The organism is Mycobacterium sp. H4Y, from assembly GCF_000364405.1.
GTDB classification, from domain to species: Bacteria; Actinomycetota; Actinomycetes; order Mycobacteriales; family Mycobacteriaceae; genus Mycobacterium; species Mycobacterium intracellulare.
Genome location: NZ_AKIG01000001.1, coordinates 891,090 through 907,823, shown reverse-complemented (window position 1 = coordinate 907,823; position 16,734 = coordinate 891,090). Strand labels below are relative to the sequence as shown.

Annotated in this window: 16 protein-coding genes, 2 tRNA genes and 1 pseudogene; 7 read left to right on the top strand and 12 right to left on the bottom strand. The window is 68.1% G+C overall.

Annotated elements, in window-relative coordinates; translation table 11 throughout:
* Window positions 1-4: 4 nt before the first annotated feature.
* Window positions 5-1,285: an ATP-dependent Clp protease ATP-binding subunit ClpX gene (gene clpX / locus W7U_RS04150; RefSeq protein ID WP_008255183.1), complete on the bottom strand. Its 1,281-nt coding sequence runs from the start codon at window positions 1,283-1,285 to the stop codon at window positions 5-7.
* A 359-nt stretch (window positions 1,286-1,644) separates the two neighbouring features.
* Between clpX and mmuM the strand changes: the two genes are divergently transcribed.
* Window positions 1,645-2,556 carry a homocysteine S-methyltransferase gene (gene mmuM, locus W7U_RS04145; RefSeq protein ID WP_162143690.1) on the top strand — a complete coding sequence of 304 codons (912 nt, stop codon included), beginning with the start codon at window positions 1,645-1,647 and terminating at the stop codon, window positions 2,554-2,556.
* A 21-nt stretch (window positions 2,557-2,577) separates the two neighbouring features.
* On the opposite strand, the gene clpP2 is transcribed toward mmuM, so the two are convergent.
* The 4 genes and pseudogenes from clpP2 to W7U_RS04125 all read right to left on the bottom strand — a co-directional run bounded on the left by clpP2 (window position 2,578) and on the right by W7U_RS04125 (window position 5,463).
* A complete protein-coding gene (gene clpP2, locus W7U_RS04140; protein ID WP_008255179.1) occupies window positions 2,578-3,213 on the bottom strand; it encodes an ATP-dependent CLP protease proteolytic subunit ClpP2 in 636 nt (211 codons plus the stop codon).
* Window positions 3,210-3,800 (bottom strand): ATP-dependent CLP protease proteolytic subunit ClpP1, encoded by a 591-nt coding sequence (clpP1, locus tag W7U_RS04135; protein ID WP_008255177.1) that lies wholly within the window; start codon window positions 3,798-3,800, stop codon window positions 3,210-3,212. The genes clpP2 and clpP1 overlap by 4 nt, the downstream gene beginning before the upstream one ends.
* Window positions 3,801-4,002: 202 nt before the next feature.
* Window positions 4,003-5,322 (bottom strand): annotated as a pseudogene (gene tig, locus W7U_RS04130) (trigger factor); the annotation flags it as partial.
* Window positions 5,323-5,386: 64 nt separating this feature from the next.
* Window positions 5,387-5,463: transfer RNA gene (locus tag W7U_RS04125), tRNA-Pro, on the bottom strand.
* Between the two features lie 149 nt (window positions 5,464-5,612).
* On the opposite strand from W7U_RS04125, the gene W7U_RS04120 reads away from it, so the two are divergent.
* Window positions 5,613-5,683: transfer RNA gene (locus W7U_RS04120), tRNA-Gly, on the top strand.
* A 33-nt stretch (window positions 5,684-5,716) separates the two neighbouring features.
* On the top strand, window positions 5,717-6,907 hold the full coding sequence (locus W7U_RS04115; RefSeq protein WP_008255174.1) for a serine hydrolase domain-containing protein: 1,191 nt from the start codon (window positions 5,717-5,719) through the stop codon (window positions 6,905-6,907).
* Window positions 6,908-6,915: 8 nt separating this feature from the next.
* Here the strand turns inward: W7U_RS04115 and W7U_RS25220 are convergent, their stop codons facing one another.
* The 4 genes from W7U_RS25220 to W7U_RS04100 form a co-directional block, all read right to left on the bottom strand.
* The gene (locus tag W7U_RS25220; protein ID WP_074020979.1) at window positions 6,916-7,275 is read right to left on the bottom strand and encodes a hypothetical protein; all 360 of its coding nucleotides are present in this window, start codon (window positions 7,273-7,275) and stop codon (window positions 6,916-6,918) included.
* 58 nt (window positions 7,276-7,333) lie between these two features.
* Window positions 7,334-8,140, bottom strand: coding sequence for a DNA-formamidopyrimidine glycosylase family protein (locus W7U_RS04110; protein ID WP_008255172.1), 807 nt, complete (start codon window positions 8,138-8,140; stop codon window positions 7,334-7,336).
* Window positions 8,141-8,158: 18 nt separating this feature from the next.
* Entirely contained in the window at window positions 8,159-8,638 is a 480-nt protein-coding gene (locus W7U_RS04105) for a ribose-5-phosphate isomerase (RefSeq protein WP_008255170.1), read from the bottom strand.
* A gap of 139 nt (window positions 8,639-8,777) precedes the next feature.
* On the bottom strand, window positions 8,778-9,401 hold the full coding sequence (locus W7U_RS04100; RefSeq protein ID WP_008255169.1) for a DsbA family protein: 624 nt from the start codon (window positions 9,399-9,401) through the stop codon (window positions 8,778-8,780).
* 91 nt (window positions 9,402-9,492) lie between these two features.
* On the opposite strand from W7U_RS04100, the gene pepN reads away from it, so the two are divergent.
* Window positions 9,493-12,066: an aminopeptidase N gene (gene pepN / locus W7U_RS04095; protein WP_008255167.1), complete on the top strand. Its 2,574-nt coding sequence runs from the start codon at window positions 9,493-9,495 to the stop codon at window positions 12,064-12,066.
* Here pepN and W7U_RS04090 read toward each other — a convergent pair whose 3' ends face one another.
* From W7U_RS04090 to W7U_RS04080, 3 genes are all read right to left on the bottom strand, one after another.
* Window positions 12,067-12,534 (bottom strand): DUF5130 domain-containing protein, encoded by a 468-nt coding sequence (locus W7U_RS04090; RefSeq protein ID WP_008255165.1) that lies wholly within the window; start codon window positions 12,532-12,534, stop codon window positions 12,067-12,069. It lies immediately after the preceding gene.
* A complete protein-coding gene (locus W7U_RS04085) occupies window positions 12,521-12,748 on the bottom strand; it encodes a hypothetical protein (RefSeq protein WP_008255162.1) in 228 nt (75 codons plus the stop codon). Before W7U_RS04085 ends, W7U_RS04090 begins: the two co-directional genes overlap by 14 nt.
* A 67-nt stretch (window positions 12,749-12,815) precedes the next feature.
* Window positions 12,816-13,466, bottom strand: coding sequence for an HNH endonuclease (locus W7U_RS04080; protein ID WP_036428682.1), 651 nt, complete (start codon window positions 13,464-13,466; stop codon window positions 12,816-12,818).
* 144 nt (window positions 13,467-13,610) lie between these two features.
* On the opposite strand from W7U_RS04080, the gene W7U_RS04075 reads away from it, so the two are divergent.
* The 3 genes from W7U_RS04075 (at window position 13,611) to W7U_RS04065 (ending at window position 16,714) form a co-directional block, all read left to right on the top strand.
* Window positions 13,611-14,006, top strand: a complete 396-nt coding sequence (locus W7U_RS04075) for a globin (RefSeq protein WP_008255158.1) — start codon at window positions 13,611-13,613, stop codon at window positions 14,004-14,006.
* 38 nt (window positions 14,007-14,044) lie between these two features.
* A complete protein-coding gene (locus W7U_RS04070; protein ID WP_008255157.1) occupies window positions 14,045-15,610 on the top strand; it encodes a glycoside hydrolase family 13 protein in 1,566 nt (521 codons plus the stop codon).
* Between the two features lie 87 nt (window positions 15,611-15,697).
* Complete coding sequence (locus W7U_RS04065) at window positions 15,698-16,714, top strand: hypothetical protein (RefSeq protein WP_008255155.1); 1,017 nt, start codon at window positions 15,698-15,700, stop codon at window positions 16,712-16,714.
* Window positions 16,715-16,734: the final 20 nt, after the last annotated feature.

Below are 16,734 nucleotides of genomic sequence, written 5' to 3'. Positions count from 1 at the left end.
CTAGTTAGGCGCTCTTGTCGCGGCGCTCGGTGCGCGACGGCTTGCGCGGCACGATCGTCGGCAACACGTTGTCCTGCACGGTCTCCTTGGTCACCACGACCTTGGCGACGTCGTCGCGGCTCGGGATGTCGTACATCACCGGCAGCAGGACCTCTTCCATGATGGCGCGCAGGCCGCGCGCGCCGGTGCCGCGGTGGATCGCCTGATCCGCGATCGCCTCCAGGGCGTCGTCGGTGAACTCGAGCTCCACGCCGTCCATCTCGAAGAGCCGCAGGTACTGCTTGACCAACGCGTTCTTCGGCTCGGACAGGATCTTGACCAGCGATTCGCGGTCCAGGTTGGTGACCGAGGCGACCACGGGCAGCCGGCCGATGAACTCCGGGATCAGGCCGAACTTGATCAAGTCCTCGGGCATGACCTCGGCGAAGTGGTCGGTGGTGTCGATCTCGGCCTTCGAGCGGACCTCGGCGCCGAAGCCCAGGCCCCGCTTGCCGACGCGCTCGTAGATGATCTTCTCCAGGCCGGCGAACGCCCCCGCGACGATGAACAGCACGTTGGTGGTGTCGATCTGGATGAACTCTTGGTGCGGGTGCTTGCGGCCGCCCTGCGGGGGAACCGACGCCTGGGTGCCCTCCAGGATCTTCAGCAGGGCCTGCTGCACGCCCTCCCCGGAGACGTCGCGGGTGATCGACGGGTTCTCGCTCTTGCGGGCGATCTTGTCGACCTCGTCGATGTAGATGATGCCCGTCTCGGCGCGCTTCACGTCGTAGTCGGCGGCCTGGATGAGCTTGAGCAGGATGTTCTCGACGTCCTCACCGACGTAGCCGGCCTCGGTCAGGGCGGTCGCGTCGGCGATGGCGAACGGGACGTTGAGCATCTTGGCGAGCGTCTGGGCCAGGTAGGTCTTGCCGCAGCCGGTGGGACCGAGCATCAAGATGTTGGACTTGGTCAACTCGACCGGCTCGTGGCGCGAGTCCCGGCCCTTTTCCCCGGCCTGGATCCGCTTGTAGTGGTTGTAGACCGCGACCGCCAGCGTCCGCTTGGCGGTGTCCTGCCCGATGACGTAGCCCTCGAGGAACTCCCGGATCTCGATCGGTTTGGGGAGCTCATCGAGCTTCACGTCGTCGGCGTCGGCAAGCTCCTCTTCGATGATCTCGTTGCACAGATCGATGCACTCATCGCAGATGTACACACCGGGGCCAGCAATGAGTTTCTTGACCTGCTTCTGGCTCTTCCCGCAGAACGAGCACTTCAGCAGGTCCCCGCCGTCTCCGATGCGTGCCATGGTGCGTCAGTGCCTACTTCCTCTTCGCCGTTGGACTTCCCTGTCCCGCATGTATTCACCGACGCTACCCGCTTGATCGGGCCCGCCGCGACCATAAACGCCGAATCGCGCCCATGGTATTTGCGGGAGTTCATGCCGCTTCCGTATGGAGGAAAGATATAGCCAGACGGTGCCCGTCGCTCGCGAAAGACGCGCTTTGCGTGTCTTTGGCGTGTCGCGGTCGTAATGCGACCGAGTCCGGCGGCCGCCCGATCCCGCCTCCGACGGAGGTGCCGACCCGACCCCGAGACGCTCACACGAGGCGTGGGCGAACCCCCAAGAAATCACCCTACAGTGGCCACGTGGGTTTGGCCGTGGGCTTGCGGTGGCCCAGCGGAACCGTGCTGCTCGATGGCGGCTTGGCCACCGAGCTGGAAGCGCGCGGCCATGACCTGTCCGATCGGTTGTGGTCGGCCAGGCTGCTCGCGGACGCCCCACGCGAGATCGTCGCCGTCCACGCCGCCTACTTTCGCGCGGGGGCCACGATCGCGACGACGGCCAGCTACCAGGCGTCGTTCGAGGGTTTCGCGGCGCGCGGACTGGATCGTCGGGAAACCGACGGGCTGTTGCGCCGCAGCGTCGAGCTCGCGAAGGCCGCGCGGGACGAGGCCGGCCCTGGCGAATTCGGGGGCCTGCTCGTCGCGGCCTCGGTCGGACCGTACGGCGCGGCGCTGGCCGACGGCTCGGAATACCGCGGACGCTACGGCCTGTCGGTCGGGGCCTTGGCGCGCTGGCATCGGCCCCGGCTGGAGACCCTGGCGGACGCCGGGGCCGACGTCCTCGCCTGCGAGACCGTTCCCGACGTCGACGAGGCGGAAGCGTTGGTCGACGTGGTGCGCTCGGTCGGGATGCCGGCGTGGCTGAGCTACACGATCGACGGGGCCCGGACCCGCGCCGGGCAACCGCTGACCGAGGCCTTCGCGGTGGCCGCGGGCGTCGACGAGATCGTGGCCGTCGGGGTCAACTGCTGCGCGCCCGACGACGTGTTGCCCGCGATCGCGAGCGCATCGGAGATCGGCAAGCCCGTCATCGTCTATCCGAACAGCGGCGAACGCTGGGACGGTCGCGCGTGGGTCGGCCCGCGCACGTTCGCGACGGGGCTTGCGGCGCAGTGGGTTTCGGCGGGCGCCCGCATTGTCGGCGGCTGCTGCCGGGTCGGCCCGGTGGACATCGCCGAGCTGGCCCCCTTGCGCCGAGCGTGCAATCAGAAATCAGCCGAAAACTCGCCGTGAGTGCACGCTCGGCGAAATTGGCTAGGCGCTCTGGGCGGAGAGCTTCCGGTACTCCAGCACGGTGTCGATGATCCCGTAGTCCTTGGCCTCTTCGGCCGTCAGGATCTTGTCCCGGTCGGTGTCCTTGCGGACCGTCGCGGCGTCCTTGCCGGTGTGGCGGGCCAGCGTGGTCTCCATCAGGGTGCGCATCCGCTCGATCTCGGCGGCCTGGATTTCCAGGTCGGAGAACTGTCCCTGGATGACGCCCTGCAGCGAAGGCTGGTGGATCAGCACCCGGGCGTTGGGCAGCGCCATCCGCTTGCCCGGGGTCCCGGCGGCCAGCAGCACCGCGGCCGCCGAGGCGGCCTGCCCCAGGCACACCGTCTGGATGTCGGCGCGCACGTACTGCATGGTGTCGTAAATCGCCATCAGCGAGGTGAATCCGCCGCCGGGCGAGTTGATGTACATGGTGATGTCGCGGTCGGGGTCCAGCGACTCGAGCACCAGCAACTGCGCCATGATGTCGTTCGCCGACGCGTCGTCCACCTGGACGCCGAGAAAGATGATGCGTTCCTCGAACAGCTTGTTGTAGGGATTCGACTCCTTGACACCGAAGCTGGAGTGCTCGATGAACGACGGCAGGATGTAGCGCGCCTGGGGCTGGGTTTCGGGGTTCACTGGGCTTCTCCATTGGTGATGTGGGCGGCGCGGGTGATGATGTGGTCGACGAAGCCGTATTCCAGGGCTTCCTGCGCGGTGAACCAGCGGTCGCGGTCGGAATCCGCCTCGATGCGTTCGATCGACTGGCCGGTGAATTCGGCGTTCAGCCGGAACATTTCCTTCTTGATGACGTGGAACTGCTCGGCCTGAATGGCGATGTCCGCCGCGCTCCCGGTCACCCCGCCCAGCGGCTGGTGCATCAGGATGCGGGCGTGCGGCAGCGCGTACCGCTTGCCCTTGGTGCCCGCGGCCAACAGGAACTCGCCCATCGAGGCGGCCATGCCCATCGCGTAGGTGGCGATGTCGCACGGCGCCAGCACCATGGTGTCGTAGATCGCCATGCCGGCACTGATCGAGCCGCCGGGCGAGTTGATGTAGAGCGAGATGTCTTTGGTGGAGTCCTCGGCGGCGAGCAGCAGAATCTGCGCGCACAGCCGATTGGCGATTTCGTCGCTCACCTCCGAACCCAGGAAGATGATGCGCTCGGACAGCAAGCGCTCATAGACGGAGTCCGTGAGGTTGAGACCCTGCGAGTTTGAACGCATGTCAGTCACGACCGGGGTACCTGCTTTCTGTCAGATCTGTCTTCACCGACACTAACCAACCGGGCCCGCCGTTTCGCGGCCACGCGCCCCTGAAACGGGCGCGTTCGCTCACAGCGTCATCGCGCGGTCACTCCTCGGCGTCGGCCTTCGTGGATTCTTCGGCGTCACCGGAGACGTCATCGGCGGCCTCGTCCGCCCCCGCGCGCTTGCCGAAGAACTCGTCGGTGTCGACGGTGTTTCCGGCGGTGTCGGTGACCGTCGCCGCGCGGATCACCTCGGCGATGGCCAGCGCCCGGCGTACATCGGCGAACATGGCCGGCAGCTGGTTGTTCTCCTGCAGGTAGGCCACGAGCTGCTGGGGCTCGATGCCGTACTGGCGCGACGTGGCCACCAGCCGCTCGGTCAGGTCGTCCTGGCCGACCTGGACCTCGAGCTCGTCGGCGAGCGCGTCGAGGAGCAGCTGCCGTTTGACGTCGGTCTCGGCGGCGGTGCGTGTCTCGGTCTCGAACTCCTCGCGCGACTTCCCTTGCTGGGCGAGCACCTCGTCGAGCTTGGATTCGTCGTGGTCGAGGCTGTGCAGGGCGTTGTGCAGCGCGCTGTCGACCTGCGCCTTCACGATCGCTTCGGGCAGCGGGATGTCGACCTGCTCGAGCAGCGTGTCGATCGCGGCGTCGCGGATGGCTTCGGCCTGCTGCGCCCGCTTGGTCCGGCCGACTTGCTCGCGCAGGTTGGACCGCAGCTCCTCGATGGTGTCGAATTCGCTGGCCAATTGGGCGAACTCGTCGTCGGGCTCGGGCAGCTCGCGCTGTTTGACCGACTTGACCGTGACGGTCACCTGCGCGTCCTTGCCCGCGTGCTCGCCGGTGGCCAACTGCGCGGTGAACTCCTTGGATTCGTCGACGGACAACCCGACCAGCGCCTCGTCGAGGCCCGCGATGAGCCGGCCGGAGCCGACCTCGTGGGACAGCCCCTGCGCGGTGGCGCCCGGAACCTCTTCGCCGTCGATGGTGGCCGACAGGTCGATGGAGACGAAGTCGCCGTCGGCGACCGGCCGGTCCACCCCGGTCAGGGTGCCGAATCGAGCCCGCAGGGACTGCAGTTCGGCGTCGACGTCGTCGTCACTGACCTCGATCGGGTCCACCGAGATGGTCAGCGAACCCGGGTCGGGCAGGGTGAGCTTGGGCCGGATGTCGACCTCGGCGGTGAACGCCAGCTCCTCGCCGTACTCCTTCTTGGTGACCTCGATCTCGGGCTGGCCCAGCGGGTGCACCTCCGACTCGGCGACCGCCTGTCCGTACCGCGCGGGCAGCGCGTCGGTGACGACCTGGTCGAGCATCGCCTCGCGGCCGAAGCGGGCCTCCAGCAACTTCGCCGGCGCCTTGCCGGGCCGGAAGCCGGGCAAGCGCACCTGCCTGGCCAACTCCTTGTAGGCCCGCTGGAAGTCCGGCTCGAGTTCGGAGAACGGGACCTCCACATTGATGCGCACCCGGGTGGGGCTCAACTGCTCGACGGTGCTCTTCACGGGTGTGCTCCTCGGTGCTCGTTCCTGGTCGTCGGTGGGCCGCGCAGCGTGCGGCCGGTCGTGCTGGTCGGGGTGACAGGATTTGAACCTGCGGCCTTCCGCTCCCAAAGCGGATGCGCTACCAAGCTGCGCTACACCCCGCGCTGACCTCGATGATCCTAAGGCCCCGCAAAGCCAGGTCCGTCACAGGCTTGGGCGGCGACCTCGCGGACCTCACGGAGTGATCACAAAGCCGCGTCGATTAGATTTGATCTTCGTCGCCAGCTACAGTCACGCTCGACTAAATACATGCGGGCGTAGCTCAATGGTAGAGCCCTAGTCTTCCAAACTAGCTACGCGGGTTCGATTCCCGTCGCCCGCTCGGGGCTAACTATCTGCTCGATAGAGAGGCGCCATGAGCGACCTGACGACGGACCCGTCGATCCATGGCTCATGCGCGTCGGATTTCGTCGGGGTTCGCGACGCGTTCGAGCGCAATTTCACCCTGCGCGACGAGGTCGGTGCGGCCGTCGCGGTGTGGGTGGACGGGTCTCTCGTCGTCAACCTGTGGGGCGGCTGGGCCGACGCGGCCCGCACCCGGCCCTGGCAGCAGAACACCCTGACCACGGTGTTGTCCGGCACGAAGGGCCTGTCGGCCACCTGCGTGCACCAACTGGCCGACCGCGGCGAGCTGGACCTGCAGGCGCCGGTGGCCCACTACTGGCCCGAGTTCGCTCAGGCGGGCAAACAGGACATCACGCTGGCGATGGTGATGAGCCACCGCTCCGGCGTGATCGGGCCGCGCACCCGGATGCGCTGGGAACAGGTCGCGGATTGGGACTACGTCTGCGAACAGCTGGCCGCCGCCGAGCCCTGGTGGGAGCCGGGCACGGCGCAGGGCTACCACATGACCACCTTCGGCTTCATCATGGGCGAGGTGTTCCGCCGGGTCACGGGCCGCACGATCGGTCAGTACCTGCGGACCGAGATCGCCGAACCGTTCGGCGCCGACGTCCACATCGGGTTGCCGCTGGCCGAACAGCACCGCTGCGCCGAGCGGATCAACAAGCCGCACGCCCGGGACCTGCTGGCCGACGCGAAGGCGCCGGGCTGGCCGACCAGCCTGGCCGAGCACCCCAAGGCGGGCCTGTCCATCTCGATGGGATTCGCCCCCGACGACGAGCTCGGCTCACACGATCTGGGCCTGTGGCGCGAACTCGAGTTCCCCGGCACCAACGGTCAGGTGTCGGCGCTGGGGTTGGCGACCTTCTACAACGCGCTCGCCCAGGAGAAGGTGCTCAGCCGCGAGCACATGGACCTGGTGCGGGTCTGTCAGGGCGGGCTGGAAACCGACCTGGTACTGGGGCCGCGGGTCGCCGACCACGGCTGGGGTCTCGGGTACATGCTCAACCAACGCTGCGTCAACGGACCCAACCCGCGGATCTTCGGCCACGGCGGGCTGGGCGGTTCGTTCGGGTTCGTCGATCTCGAGCACCGCATCGGCTACGCCTATGTGGCGAATCACTTCGACCCCACCAAGGCCAACGCCGACCCCCGCAGCCTGGTCCTGTCGAACGCGGTCTACTCCGTGCTGGGTGTCATCTAGCGGCGCCGTTAATGGCCGCCGCCACCGCCGCCACCGCCGCCGTGTCCACCACCGCCGGGACCACCCCCGCCGGGTCCACCGGGACCGCCGGGCCCACCCGGTCCGCCGGGTCCACCGGGACCGCCCAGCCCACCGGGACCGCCGGGTCCGCCGGGGTTGAGGTACGGATTGGGCCCGGGTCCGCGCCAATTGTCGTGGCAATTCCCGGTGTCCCAGTTGTCGCCCCAGCCGGGGTCCCAGAAATCGCCGGGGCACCACTGCGGGAACGGAGCGGGATGCGCCTGCGCGTCGGTCGCGACGCCCAGCCCCGCCAAGCCCAGACCCGCGATGGCGGAAATCGTTGCTGCTGATCGAGCGAGAGTCTTCATGGAGACAACACATGCCCACCCCGATTGAATTCAAACCGGAGGCGGCGATGTTTCGCCATTATTTTTGGCAGGTCGGACACCAGAACACGTTGCGGCCCTCCAGCACGGTCGTGCGGATCGGGGCTTTGCACACGCGGCACGGTTCGCCGGAGCGCCGGTAGACGTAGGTGCGGGGGCGGTCGGGGCGATACGAGGGCGCGCCGTGGTCGTGTTCGGGCCGCACCACGATGATCTTGCCCCGGCGCAAACCGACCTTCATCAGTGCCACCAGATCGGTCCAGGCCGCATCGAATTCGTCCTCGCCGACGTCGCGGCCGGGGCGGAAGGGGTCGATGCCGTGGCGGTACAGCAACTCGCTGCGGTACACGTTGCCCACGCCGGCCATGACGGTCTGATCCATCAACAGTGCCCCAATGGGCCTGCGCGACTTGGCAATTCGCTTCCACGCCCACGACGGATCGGCGTCGCCGCGCAGCGGGTCGGGACCAAGCCGGGCCAACACGTCGCTGACCTGCCCTTCGTCGATCACCTCGCACACCGTCGGGCCGCGCAGGTCCGTGCCGTAGTCGGCGCCGATCATGCGCATCCGCACCTGCCCGACCGCCTCGGGAAGCGACCCGTCGTCGGGACGTTCCCATTCGGTGAAGGCGCCGTACAGGCCGAGATGCACGTGCACGATCGGGCCGCCGGCGTAGTGGTGAAACAGGTGTTTGCCCCACGCGCTGGTGCGTTGCAACACCCGGCCGTCGACCGTCGCGGCCGCGTCGGCGAAGCGGCCCTGCGGGCTGGACACCGATACGGGCGCACCGGCGTAGTGGCGTTGGTGCAGCCGGGCCAGCCGGTGCAGGGTATGCCCTTCGGGCACGCGCGGACCTTTCCAGCGTCAGCCCGCCGCGCCGGGTACCGGCGGGGCTTGGTGGGTGCGTTCGTATTCGGCGAGGATGTCGATACGCCGTTGGTGGCGTTCGGCTTTCGACCATGGCGTGGTCACGAAGGCGTCGACGATGGCGAGCGCCTCGGCCGCCGTGTGCATGCGACCGCCGATGCCGATCAGTTGCGCGTTGTTGTGTTCGCGGGCCAGGCTTGCGGTTTCGACGCTCCAGGCCAGCGCGCACCGGGCGCCGGGCACCTTGTTGGCCGCGATCTGCTCGCCGTTGCCCGACCCGCCCAGCACGATGCCAAGGCTGTCCGGGTCGGCCACCGTGCGCGTCGCGGTCGCGATGCAGAAGGCCGGGTAGTCGTCGTCGGCGTCGTAGGTGAAGGCGCCGCAATCGATCGGCTCGTGGCCGGACTTCGCGAGGTGCTCGATGATCTGCTGCTTGAGCTCGAATCCGGCGTGGTCAGAGCCGAGGTAGACGCGCATGCCCGCAATCCTTACACAGCCACCCGCCGCCCTGGCGGCGGCGACGGCAAGCGGGGCGGCGGCCTACCGGCGCCCGGCCAGCGGGGCGGTCGCAGTAGAACGCCCGCCTGGCCGGGCGGTCGGCGTCGGGCCAGCCCACCTAGGCGAAGTCGGGCTTCTCGGTGCGGCTGCGCTTGAGCTCGAAGAAGTGCGGGTAGGACGCGAAGGCCACCGAGGCGTCCCACAGCTTGCCCGCTTCCTCACCGCGCGGAATCTTCGAGAGCACCGGCCCGAAGAACGCCACATCGTTGACGTGGATGGTGGGCGTGCCGACGTCATCGCCGACCGCGTCCATTCCGGCGTGGTGGCTCTTGCGCAGCGCCTCGTCGTAGGCGTCGCTGTCGGCGGCGTCGGCCAGCTCGGCCGGCAGGCCCACCTCGGCCAGCGACTGTTTGATCACGTCGTCCAGTTCTTTGTTGTCCTCGTTGTGAATCCGGGTTCCCATCGCGGTGTACAGCGGCGCCAGCACCTCGGCGCCGTGGGCCTGTTCGGCCGCGATCGCCACCCGCACCGGACCGAAGGCCTTCGCCAAGCGTTCGCGGTATTCGTCGGGCAGGCCCTCGCGGTTTTCGTTGAGCACCGCCAGGCTCATCACGTGGAAGTTCACCTCGATGTCGCGAACCTTTTCCACCTCTAGGATCCAGCGCGAGGTGATCCACGCCCACGGGCACAGCGGATCGAACCAGAAATCGGCCTTGTTCTTCGCGGGCGCGTTGTCGGGCATGTCCGGTCCTCTCTTCGGTTGAAAGTCTGATCTGCACAACCGTAGGCCTCTCGCTCCTGTTCCCGGTTCGCCCGACCCGTAAGTTGGACACGTGGCACTCCCCAACCTCACCCGCGAACAAGCCGTCGAGCGCGCTTCGCTGATCACCGTCGCCAGCTACCAGATCGATCTCGACCTCACCGACTCCCACGGCGGTCCCGGCGAACGGACCTTCCGCTCGGTGACCACGGTGGTGTTCGACGCCCTCGCCGGCGCCGACACGGTCATCGACATCGCCGCCGACACGGTGCGCGGCGCCACGCTCAACGGCCGCGACCTCGACGTCTCCGGATACGACGAATCGACCGGCATCGAGTTGCGTGGCCTGGCCGACCGCAACGTCGTCGTGGTCGACGCGGACTGCCGCTACTCCAACACCGGTGAGGGTCTGCACCGGTTCGTCGACCCGGTCGACAACGAGACCTACCTGTACTCCCAATTCGAAACCGCCGACGCCAAGCGCATGTTCGCCTGCTTCGACCAGCCCGACCTCAAGGCGACCTTCGACGTGCGGGTGACCGCGCCCCGGCACTGGAAGGTGATCTCCAACGGCGCGACGGTGTCGGTGACCGACGGCCTGCACACCTTCGCCACCACCCCGCGGATGAGCACCTACCTGGTCGCCCTGATCGCCGGCCCGTACGCCGAGTGGAAGGACGCCTACACCGACGAACACGGCAAAATCCCGCTGGGCATCTACTGGCGGGCGTCGCTGGCGCCCTACATGGACGCCGAGCGGCTCTTCACCCAGACCAAGCAGGGATTCGGCTTCTACCACAAGAACTTCGGCTTGCCCTACGCCTTCGGGAAATACGATCAGCTGTTCGTCCCCGAGTTCAACGCCGGCGCAATGGAAAACGCCGGCGCGGTGACCTTCTTGGAGGACTACGTCTTCCGCAGCAAGGTCACCAGGGCGTCCTACGAACGTCGCGCCGAGACCGTGCTGCATGAGATGGCCCACATGTGGTTCGGGGATCTGGTCACCATGGCGTGGTGGGACGACCTGTGGCTGAACGAGTCCTTCGCGACGTTCGCGTCGGTGCTATGCCAAAGCGAGGCAACCGAATTCACCGAGGCATGGACCACGTTCGCGACGGTCGAAAAGTCGTGGGCCTACCGTCAGGACCAGTTGCCCTCGACCCATCCGATCGCCGCCGATATCCCGGACCTGGCCGCGGTCGAGGTGAACTTCGACGGCATCACCTACGCCAAGGGCGCTTCGGTGCTCAAGCAGCTCGTCGCCTACGTCGGGCTCGAGCACTTCCTGGCCGGGCTGCGCGACTACTTCCGCACCCACGCGTTCGGCAACGCCACGTTCGACGATCTGGTCGCCGCGCTGGAGAAGGCGTCGGGGCGCGACCTGTCCGACTGGGGGCAGCAGTGGCTGAAGACGACCGGGCTCAACACGCTGCGGCCCGATTTCGACGTCGACGGTGACGGCAGGTTCACGCGGTTCGCGGTGACCCAGAGCGGAGCCGCCCCGGGCGCCGGCGAGACCCGGGTGCACCGGCTGGCCATCGGCGTCTACGACGATGACGGGTCGGGAAAGCTGGTGCGGGTGCGCCGCGAGGAGCTCGACGTCGAGGGCCCGGTGACGGAAGTCCCTGCGTTGGTTGGGGTTTCGCGGGGCCAATTGGTCCTGGTCAATGACGATGACCTGACGTACTGCTCGTTGCGGCTGGACCCCGAGTCCCTGCGCACCGCCCTGGGTCGCATCGCCGACATCGCCGAGCCGCTGCCCCGCTCGCTGGTCTGGTCGGCGGCCTGGGAGATGACGCGCGAGGCCGAGCTGCGGGCCCGCGATTTCGTGGCCCTGGTGGCGGGCGGCGTGCACGCCGAAACCGAGGTCGGGGTGGCGCAGCGGCTGCTGCTTCAGGCGCAGACGGCGCTGACGTCCTACGCCGAGTCCGGCTGGGCGCGCGAGGAGGGCTGGCCGCAGTTCGCCGACCGGCTGCTGGAATTGGCGCGCGCCGCGCAGCCCGGATCGGATCACCAGCTCGCCTTCGTCAACACGCTGTGCTCGTCGGTCCTGTCGACTCGCCATGTGGTGACGCTGGCCGATCTGCTCGACCGCTCCCCCGAAGACCTGGGATTGCCGGGCCTCGAGATCGACACCGACCTGCGGTGGCGGATCGTCACCGCGCTGGCCACCGCCGGCGACATCGACGCCGACGGGCCCGCCACGCCGTTCATCGACGCCGAGGTTCAGCGGGACCCGACCGCCGCCGGCAAGCGGCACGGCGCCCAGGCCGCGACGGCGCGGCCCCAACTGCAGGTCAAGGAGGAGGCGTGGACGAGGGTGGTCGAGGACGACACCCTGGCCAACATCACCGCCCGCGCGATCATCGCGGGCATCGCCCCGCCGGCGCAGCATGAGCTGCTCAAGCCGTTCACCGCGCGGTATTTCGAGGCGATCTCGGGGGTGTGGGCGCGCCGGTCCAGCGAAGTGGCGCAGACGGTGGTGATCGGCCTGTACCCGCACTGGGACATCGGCGAGGACGGCATCGCCGCCGCCGACGAGTTCCTGTCCGACCCCGAGGTGCCGGCGGCGCTGCGCCGCCTGGTGCTCGAGGGCCAGGCCGGGGTGAAGCGATCGTTGCGGGCGCGCCGTTTCGACGCCGAGTAGCTAAGCCGGCGAAATGCCGGCGCTCAGCACGCGGATCGCGCTGACCAGCCCGTCCACCAGATCGCCGCGCTCGAATGCCGAGGAAGCGGCGGCCACACCCAGCGGCGCGGCCGATTCGGCGCCGCGGCCGCGGACCGCGGAACCGTAGACCACCTCGATGACCTTCTGGTCGGGCGAGACGGCCAGCAGCACCGCATTGTCCGGCGTCGGCACGTCGGCCAGGATCTCGCGGGCCCGCGCGGCGGTGTCGTTGCCCAGGTCGCCCAGGTAGATCGCGAAACGCGTCTTGGAGGACCGCGACCCGAATTTCAGCGCGTCGTCCACCGCGACGAGATCTTTGGTCGAGAACGGGAACTGCACCGAGAGTTCGCCGGGCTCGGTGACTCCGGAGATCCGTCCGCTGGCGGTGATCACCGAGCCGTAGGGCAGCTCGGCGGGTTCCCTCGTCGCTACCTCACCACGTGCCACTGGCGCCACCTCCGACTGAGAATTCCGACGTGCCGTGCCCCCCATGGCTGTGGCCGACCTCTTCGCCGATGGCGGCCCACAGGATCGGCGGATGCGTCCACTTCTCGCCCAGCTTGTAGGACGCCGGGTGCGGCCCCTTGCGGGACCAGATCAGCACCGACAGCGCGACCACCAGCAACACGGGTATACCGACGATGATCAGGTGGAGATGCATAGGACTCACGACGCAAACCGTATCCCACCAAGCGATCCACCGGCGCGACCGGACACCAGATTGTGGCTCAGGCCGCGCCTTCGCCGAGGTATCGGGCCCAGGCCGGGTCCAGCTCCTTGACCGTCGACAACAGCCGCCAGTGCTGGCCCGTCGGCGGCATCGGCGGCCGGCGCAGCGCCCAGCCGAGCTCGCTGAGCAGCTTGTCGCCCTTGCGATGGTTGCAGGTCGAGCAGCAGGCGACGCAGTTCTCCCAGGAATGGTCGCCGCCGCGGCTGCGGGGCACCACGTGGTCGACGGTGTCCGCCTTCGCCCCGCAGTAGGCGCAGCAGAACCGGTCGCGGTGCATCAGGGCGGCCCGGGTCATCGGAACGCGCGCCCGGTAGGGAACGCGGACATACGAGCGCAGCTGGATCACCGAGGGCACGACGATCGAGCGGGTGGCCGAGTGGATGACGGGCCCGGCCGGGTCGTGATGCACCACGTCGGCCTTGCCGCAGATCACCATGACGATCGCGCGCCGCATCGGCAGCGCGGTCAGCGGCTCGTAGGTGGAATTCAGCAGCAACACCCGCCGGCGACTCCAGATGGAAGCGCTCTCCGGGCGGGCCGGCGGATGGATCTCGACACTGTGCAGCGATGACACGGTTGTGGGCCCGGTTGACCCTGCCGTGGCCACTTGACTACTGCGGTGGCTGCGGCGTCTCTTGCCCTGCGCCATAGATCCTCCGCGAACAGTCCACCATGATTCGCCGCCAATCGCACCCCTATTGCAGGTGAAACGCCGTGTCCAACCGGTGAACAGCGAGAGCGGCGTCGGGCCGCCGCGGCTTGCCGTCGCGACGATGCCCCACAATGGACGGCGATGGATGAGGTAGGACAGTCCTTCTACGACGCCGTCGGCGGTGCCGAGACCTTCCACGCGATCGTGTCGCGGTTTTACGCTCAGGTGCCCGAGGACGAGATTTTGAGCGAGCTGTACCCGCTGGATGACCTCGAGGGCGCCGAGGAGCGCTTGCGGATGTTCCTCGAGCAGTATTGGGGCGGCCCGCGCACGTACTCGGACCGGCGCGGACACCCCCGGCTGCGGATGCGTCACGTCCCGTTCCGGATCACTCCCCTGGCGCGCGACGCGTGGCTGCGCTGCATGCACACGGCGGTGGCCTCCATCGATTCGGCGACACTCGACGACGAGCACCGCCGCGAGTTGCTCAGCTATCTGGAGATGGCCGCCGACTCGCTGGTGAACTCGTCGTTTTGATGCCCAGTTCTGATGCCCAGCGAAGCGAACGGAGCAGCATGAGCCCGGCAGCGTGGTGGTCGAGCGCGGTGTTCTATCAGGTGTATCCGCGGTCGTTCGCCGACAGCGACGGCGACGGCGTCGGCGACCTGGACGGGGTGACGGCCCGCCTGGATCACCTCGAGCAGCTCGGCGTGGACGCGATCTGGCTCAACCCGGTCACGGTCTCCCCGATGGCCGACCACGGGTATGACGTCGCCGATCCGCGCGACATCGACCCGTTGTTCGGCGGGATGGCGGCCATCGAACGGCTGATCGCCGCGGCGCACCGGCGGGGCATGAAGATCACCATGGACGTGGTGCCCAACCACACCAGTTCGGCCCATCCGTGGTTCGCCGCGGCGCTGGCCGCCGGGCCGGGCACCGACGCGCGGGAGCGGTATTTCTTCCGCGACGGCCGCGGCGCCGACGGGGAGCTGCCGCCCAACAACTGGACCTCCGTCTTCGGCGGCCCCGCCTGGACCCGGGTGGTCGAACCCGACGGTCAACCCGGCCAGTGGTACCTGCACCTGTTTGACACCGAGCAGCCGGACCTGAATTGGGAGCACCCGGACGTCTTCGACGATTTCGAGAAGACGCTGCGCTTCTGGCTGGAACGCGGCGTGGACGGCTTCCGCATCGACGTGGCGCACGGCATGGCCAAGCCGGCCGGCCTGCCGGATGCGCCCGACGTCGAGTCCAAGGTGTTGCACCACACCGACGACGACCCGCGCTTCAACCACCCGAGCGTGCACGACATTCACCGCGACATCCGCAGGGTGATCGACGACTACCCGGGGGCGGTGACCGTCGGCGAGGTGTGGGTGACCGACAACGCCCGCTGGGCGGAGTACCTGCGGCCCGATGAGCTGCACCTCGGATTCAACTTCCGGCTGGCGAGGATCGAATTCGACGGCGCCGAGATCCGTGACGCGATCCAGAACTCGCTCGCCGCCACCGCCCTGCAGGACGCCGTCCCGACCTGGACGCTGTCCAACCACGACGTCGGCCGGGAGGTCACCCGCTACGGCGGCGGCGACCTCGGCCTGCGCCGGGCCCGCGCGATGGCGATGGTGATGCTCGCCCTGCCGGGCGCGGTGTTCATCTACAACGGCGAGGAACTGGGGCTGCCCGACGTCGAGCTGCCCGACGAGGTGTTGCAGGACCCGACGTGGGAACGCTCGGGACACACCGAGCGCGGCCGCGACAAATGCCGGGTGCCTATCCCTTGGTCGGGCGACGAGCCCCCGTTCGGTTTCTCGTCCTGCGCCGAGACCTGGTTGCCGATGCCGAAGGAGTGGGCGGCGCTGACCGTCGACAAGCAGAGCGCCGATCCCGACTCGACGCTGTCGTTTTTCCGGCGCGCACTCGAATTGCGCAAGCGTCGCGTCGAGTTCGACGGCGACGGTGTCGACTGGCTGGACGCCTCCGGCGACGCGGTGATCTTCCGGCGTCCCGGCGGCCTGGTGTGCGCCCTCAACTGTGGCGCACAGCCGGTGCCCCTGCCGCCGGGGGAACTCGTCCTGGCCAGCGCGCCGTTGCTGGACGGGAAACTCCCCCCGGACTCCGCGGCCTGGCTGGCGTAGCCGGTTCGGGCCTCACGGCCCGAGTCCCGGTGGGCGTTTCGCCGCGCACTGCTCTATATGTGGTGCATGACTTCCTACGCGTGGGCAGTGATCGGGGCCGGGCCGGCGGGCGTCGCCGCGGTGGGGAGGCTGCTGGATCACGGCGTCGCGGCCGAAAGGATCGCGTGGATCGATCCCGCCTTCGCCGGCGGCGACATCGGGCAAAAGTGGCGGTCGGTGTCGAGCAACACGCACGTGGGTCTGTTCCTCGAATACTTCAACGGCTCCAAGTCATTTCGGTTCGACGAAGCGCCGCCCCTGCCGCTGCGCGAAATCGACCCCCAGGAGACGTGCGCGCTGGGCCTGGTCGCCGAGCCGCTGGTGTGGATCACGGGGCAGCTTCGTGAGCAGGTCGCCACCTTCACGACGACCGCGACCGCGCTGTACCTGGAAAACCGGCGATGGCGCATCGAGACCGAACAGGACGACATCGTGGCCACCAACGTGATCCTGGCCGTCGGGGCGGTCGCCAAGAAGCTTCATTACCCCGAGCTCGACGAGATTCCGGTGGAGGTCGCCCTCGATCCCGAGAAGCTCGCGCGTGAGCCGCTGCGGGGTGCGACGGTCGGCGTGTTCGGCTCGTCGCACTCGTCCATGATCGTGCTGCCGAATCTGCTGCGCCATCCCGTCGAGCGGGTGATCAACTTTTACCGAAGCCCACTGAAATACGCTGTGTACTTTGCGGATTGGATCCTGTTCGATGACACCGGGCTGAAGGGCCAGGCTGCGGTGTGGGCGCGGGAAAACATCGACGGGGTGCTGCCGGACCGATTGGAGCGATGCCTGGTATCGGCGCCGGAGTTCTCCGGGCAGCTGGCCCGGTGTGACCGGGTGGTCTACACCGTCGGCTTCGAACGCCGGCGATTGCCCGAGACACCGCAGTTTGGGCAACTGGACTACAACCGCACCAACGGAATCCTTGCCCCCGGCCTGTTCGGGGTGGGGATCGCGTTTCCGCAGTATGCGCAAGACCCCTACGGGTATGGGCAATTCCGGGTAGGGCTCAAGAAATTCATGGACTACCTGGATGCCGTGCTGCCGCTGTGGCTGAGTTACGGCCCCTGATGTCCGCGGCCGCTGGACCG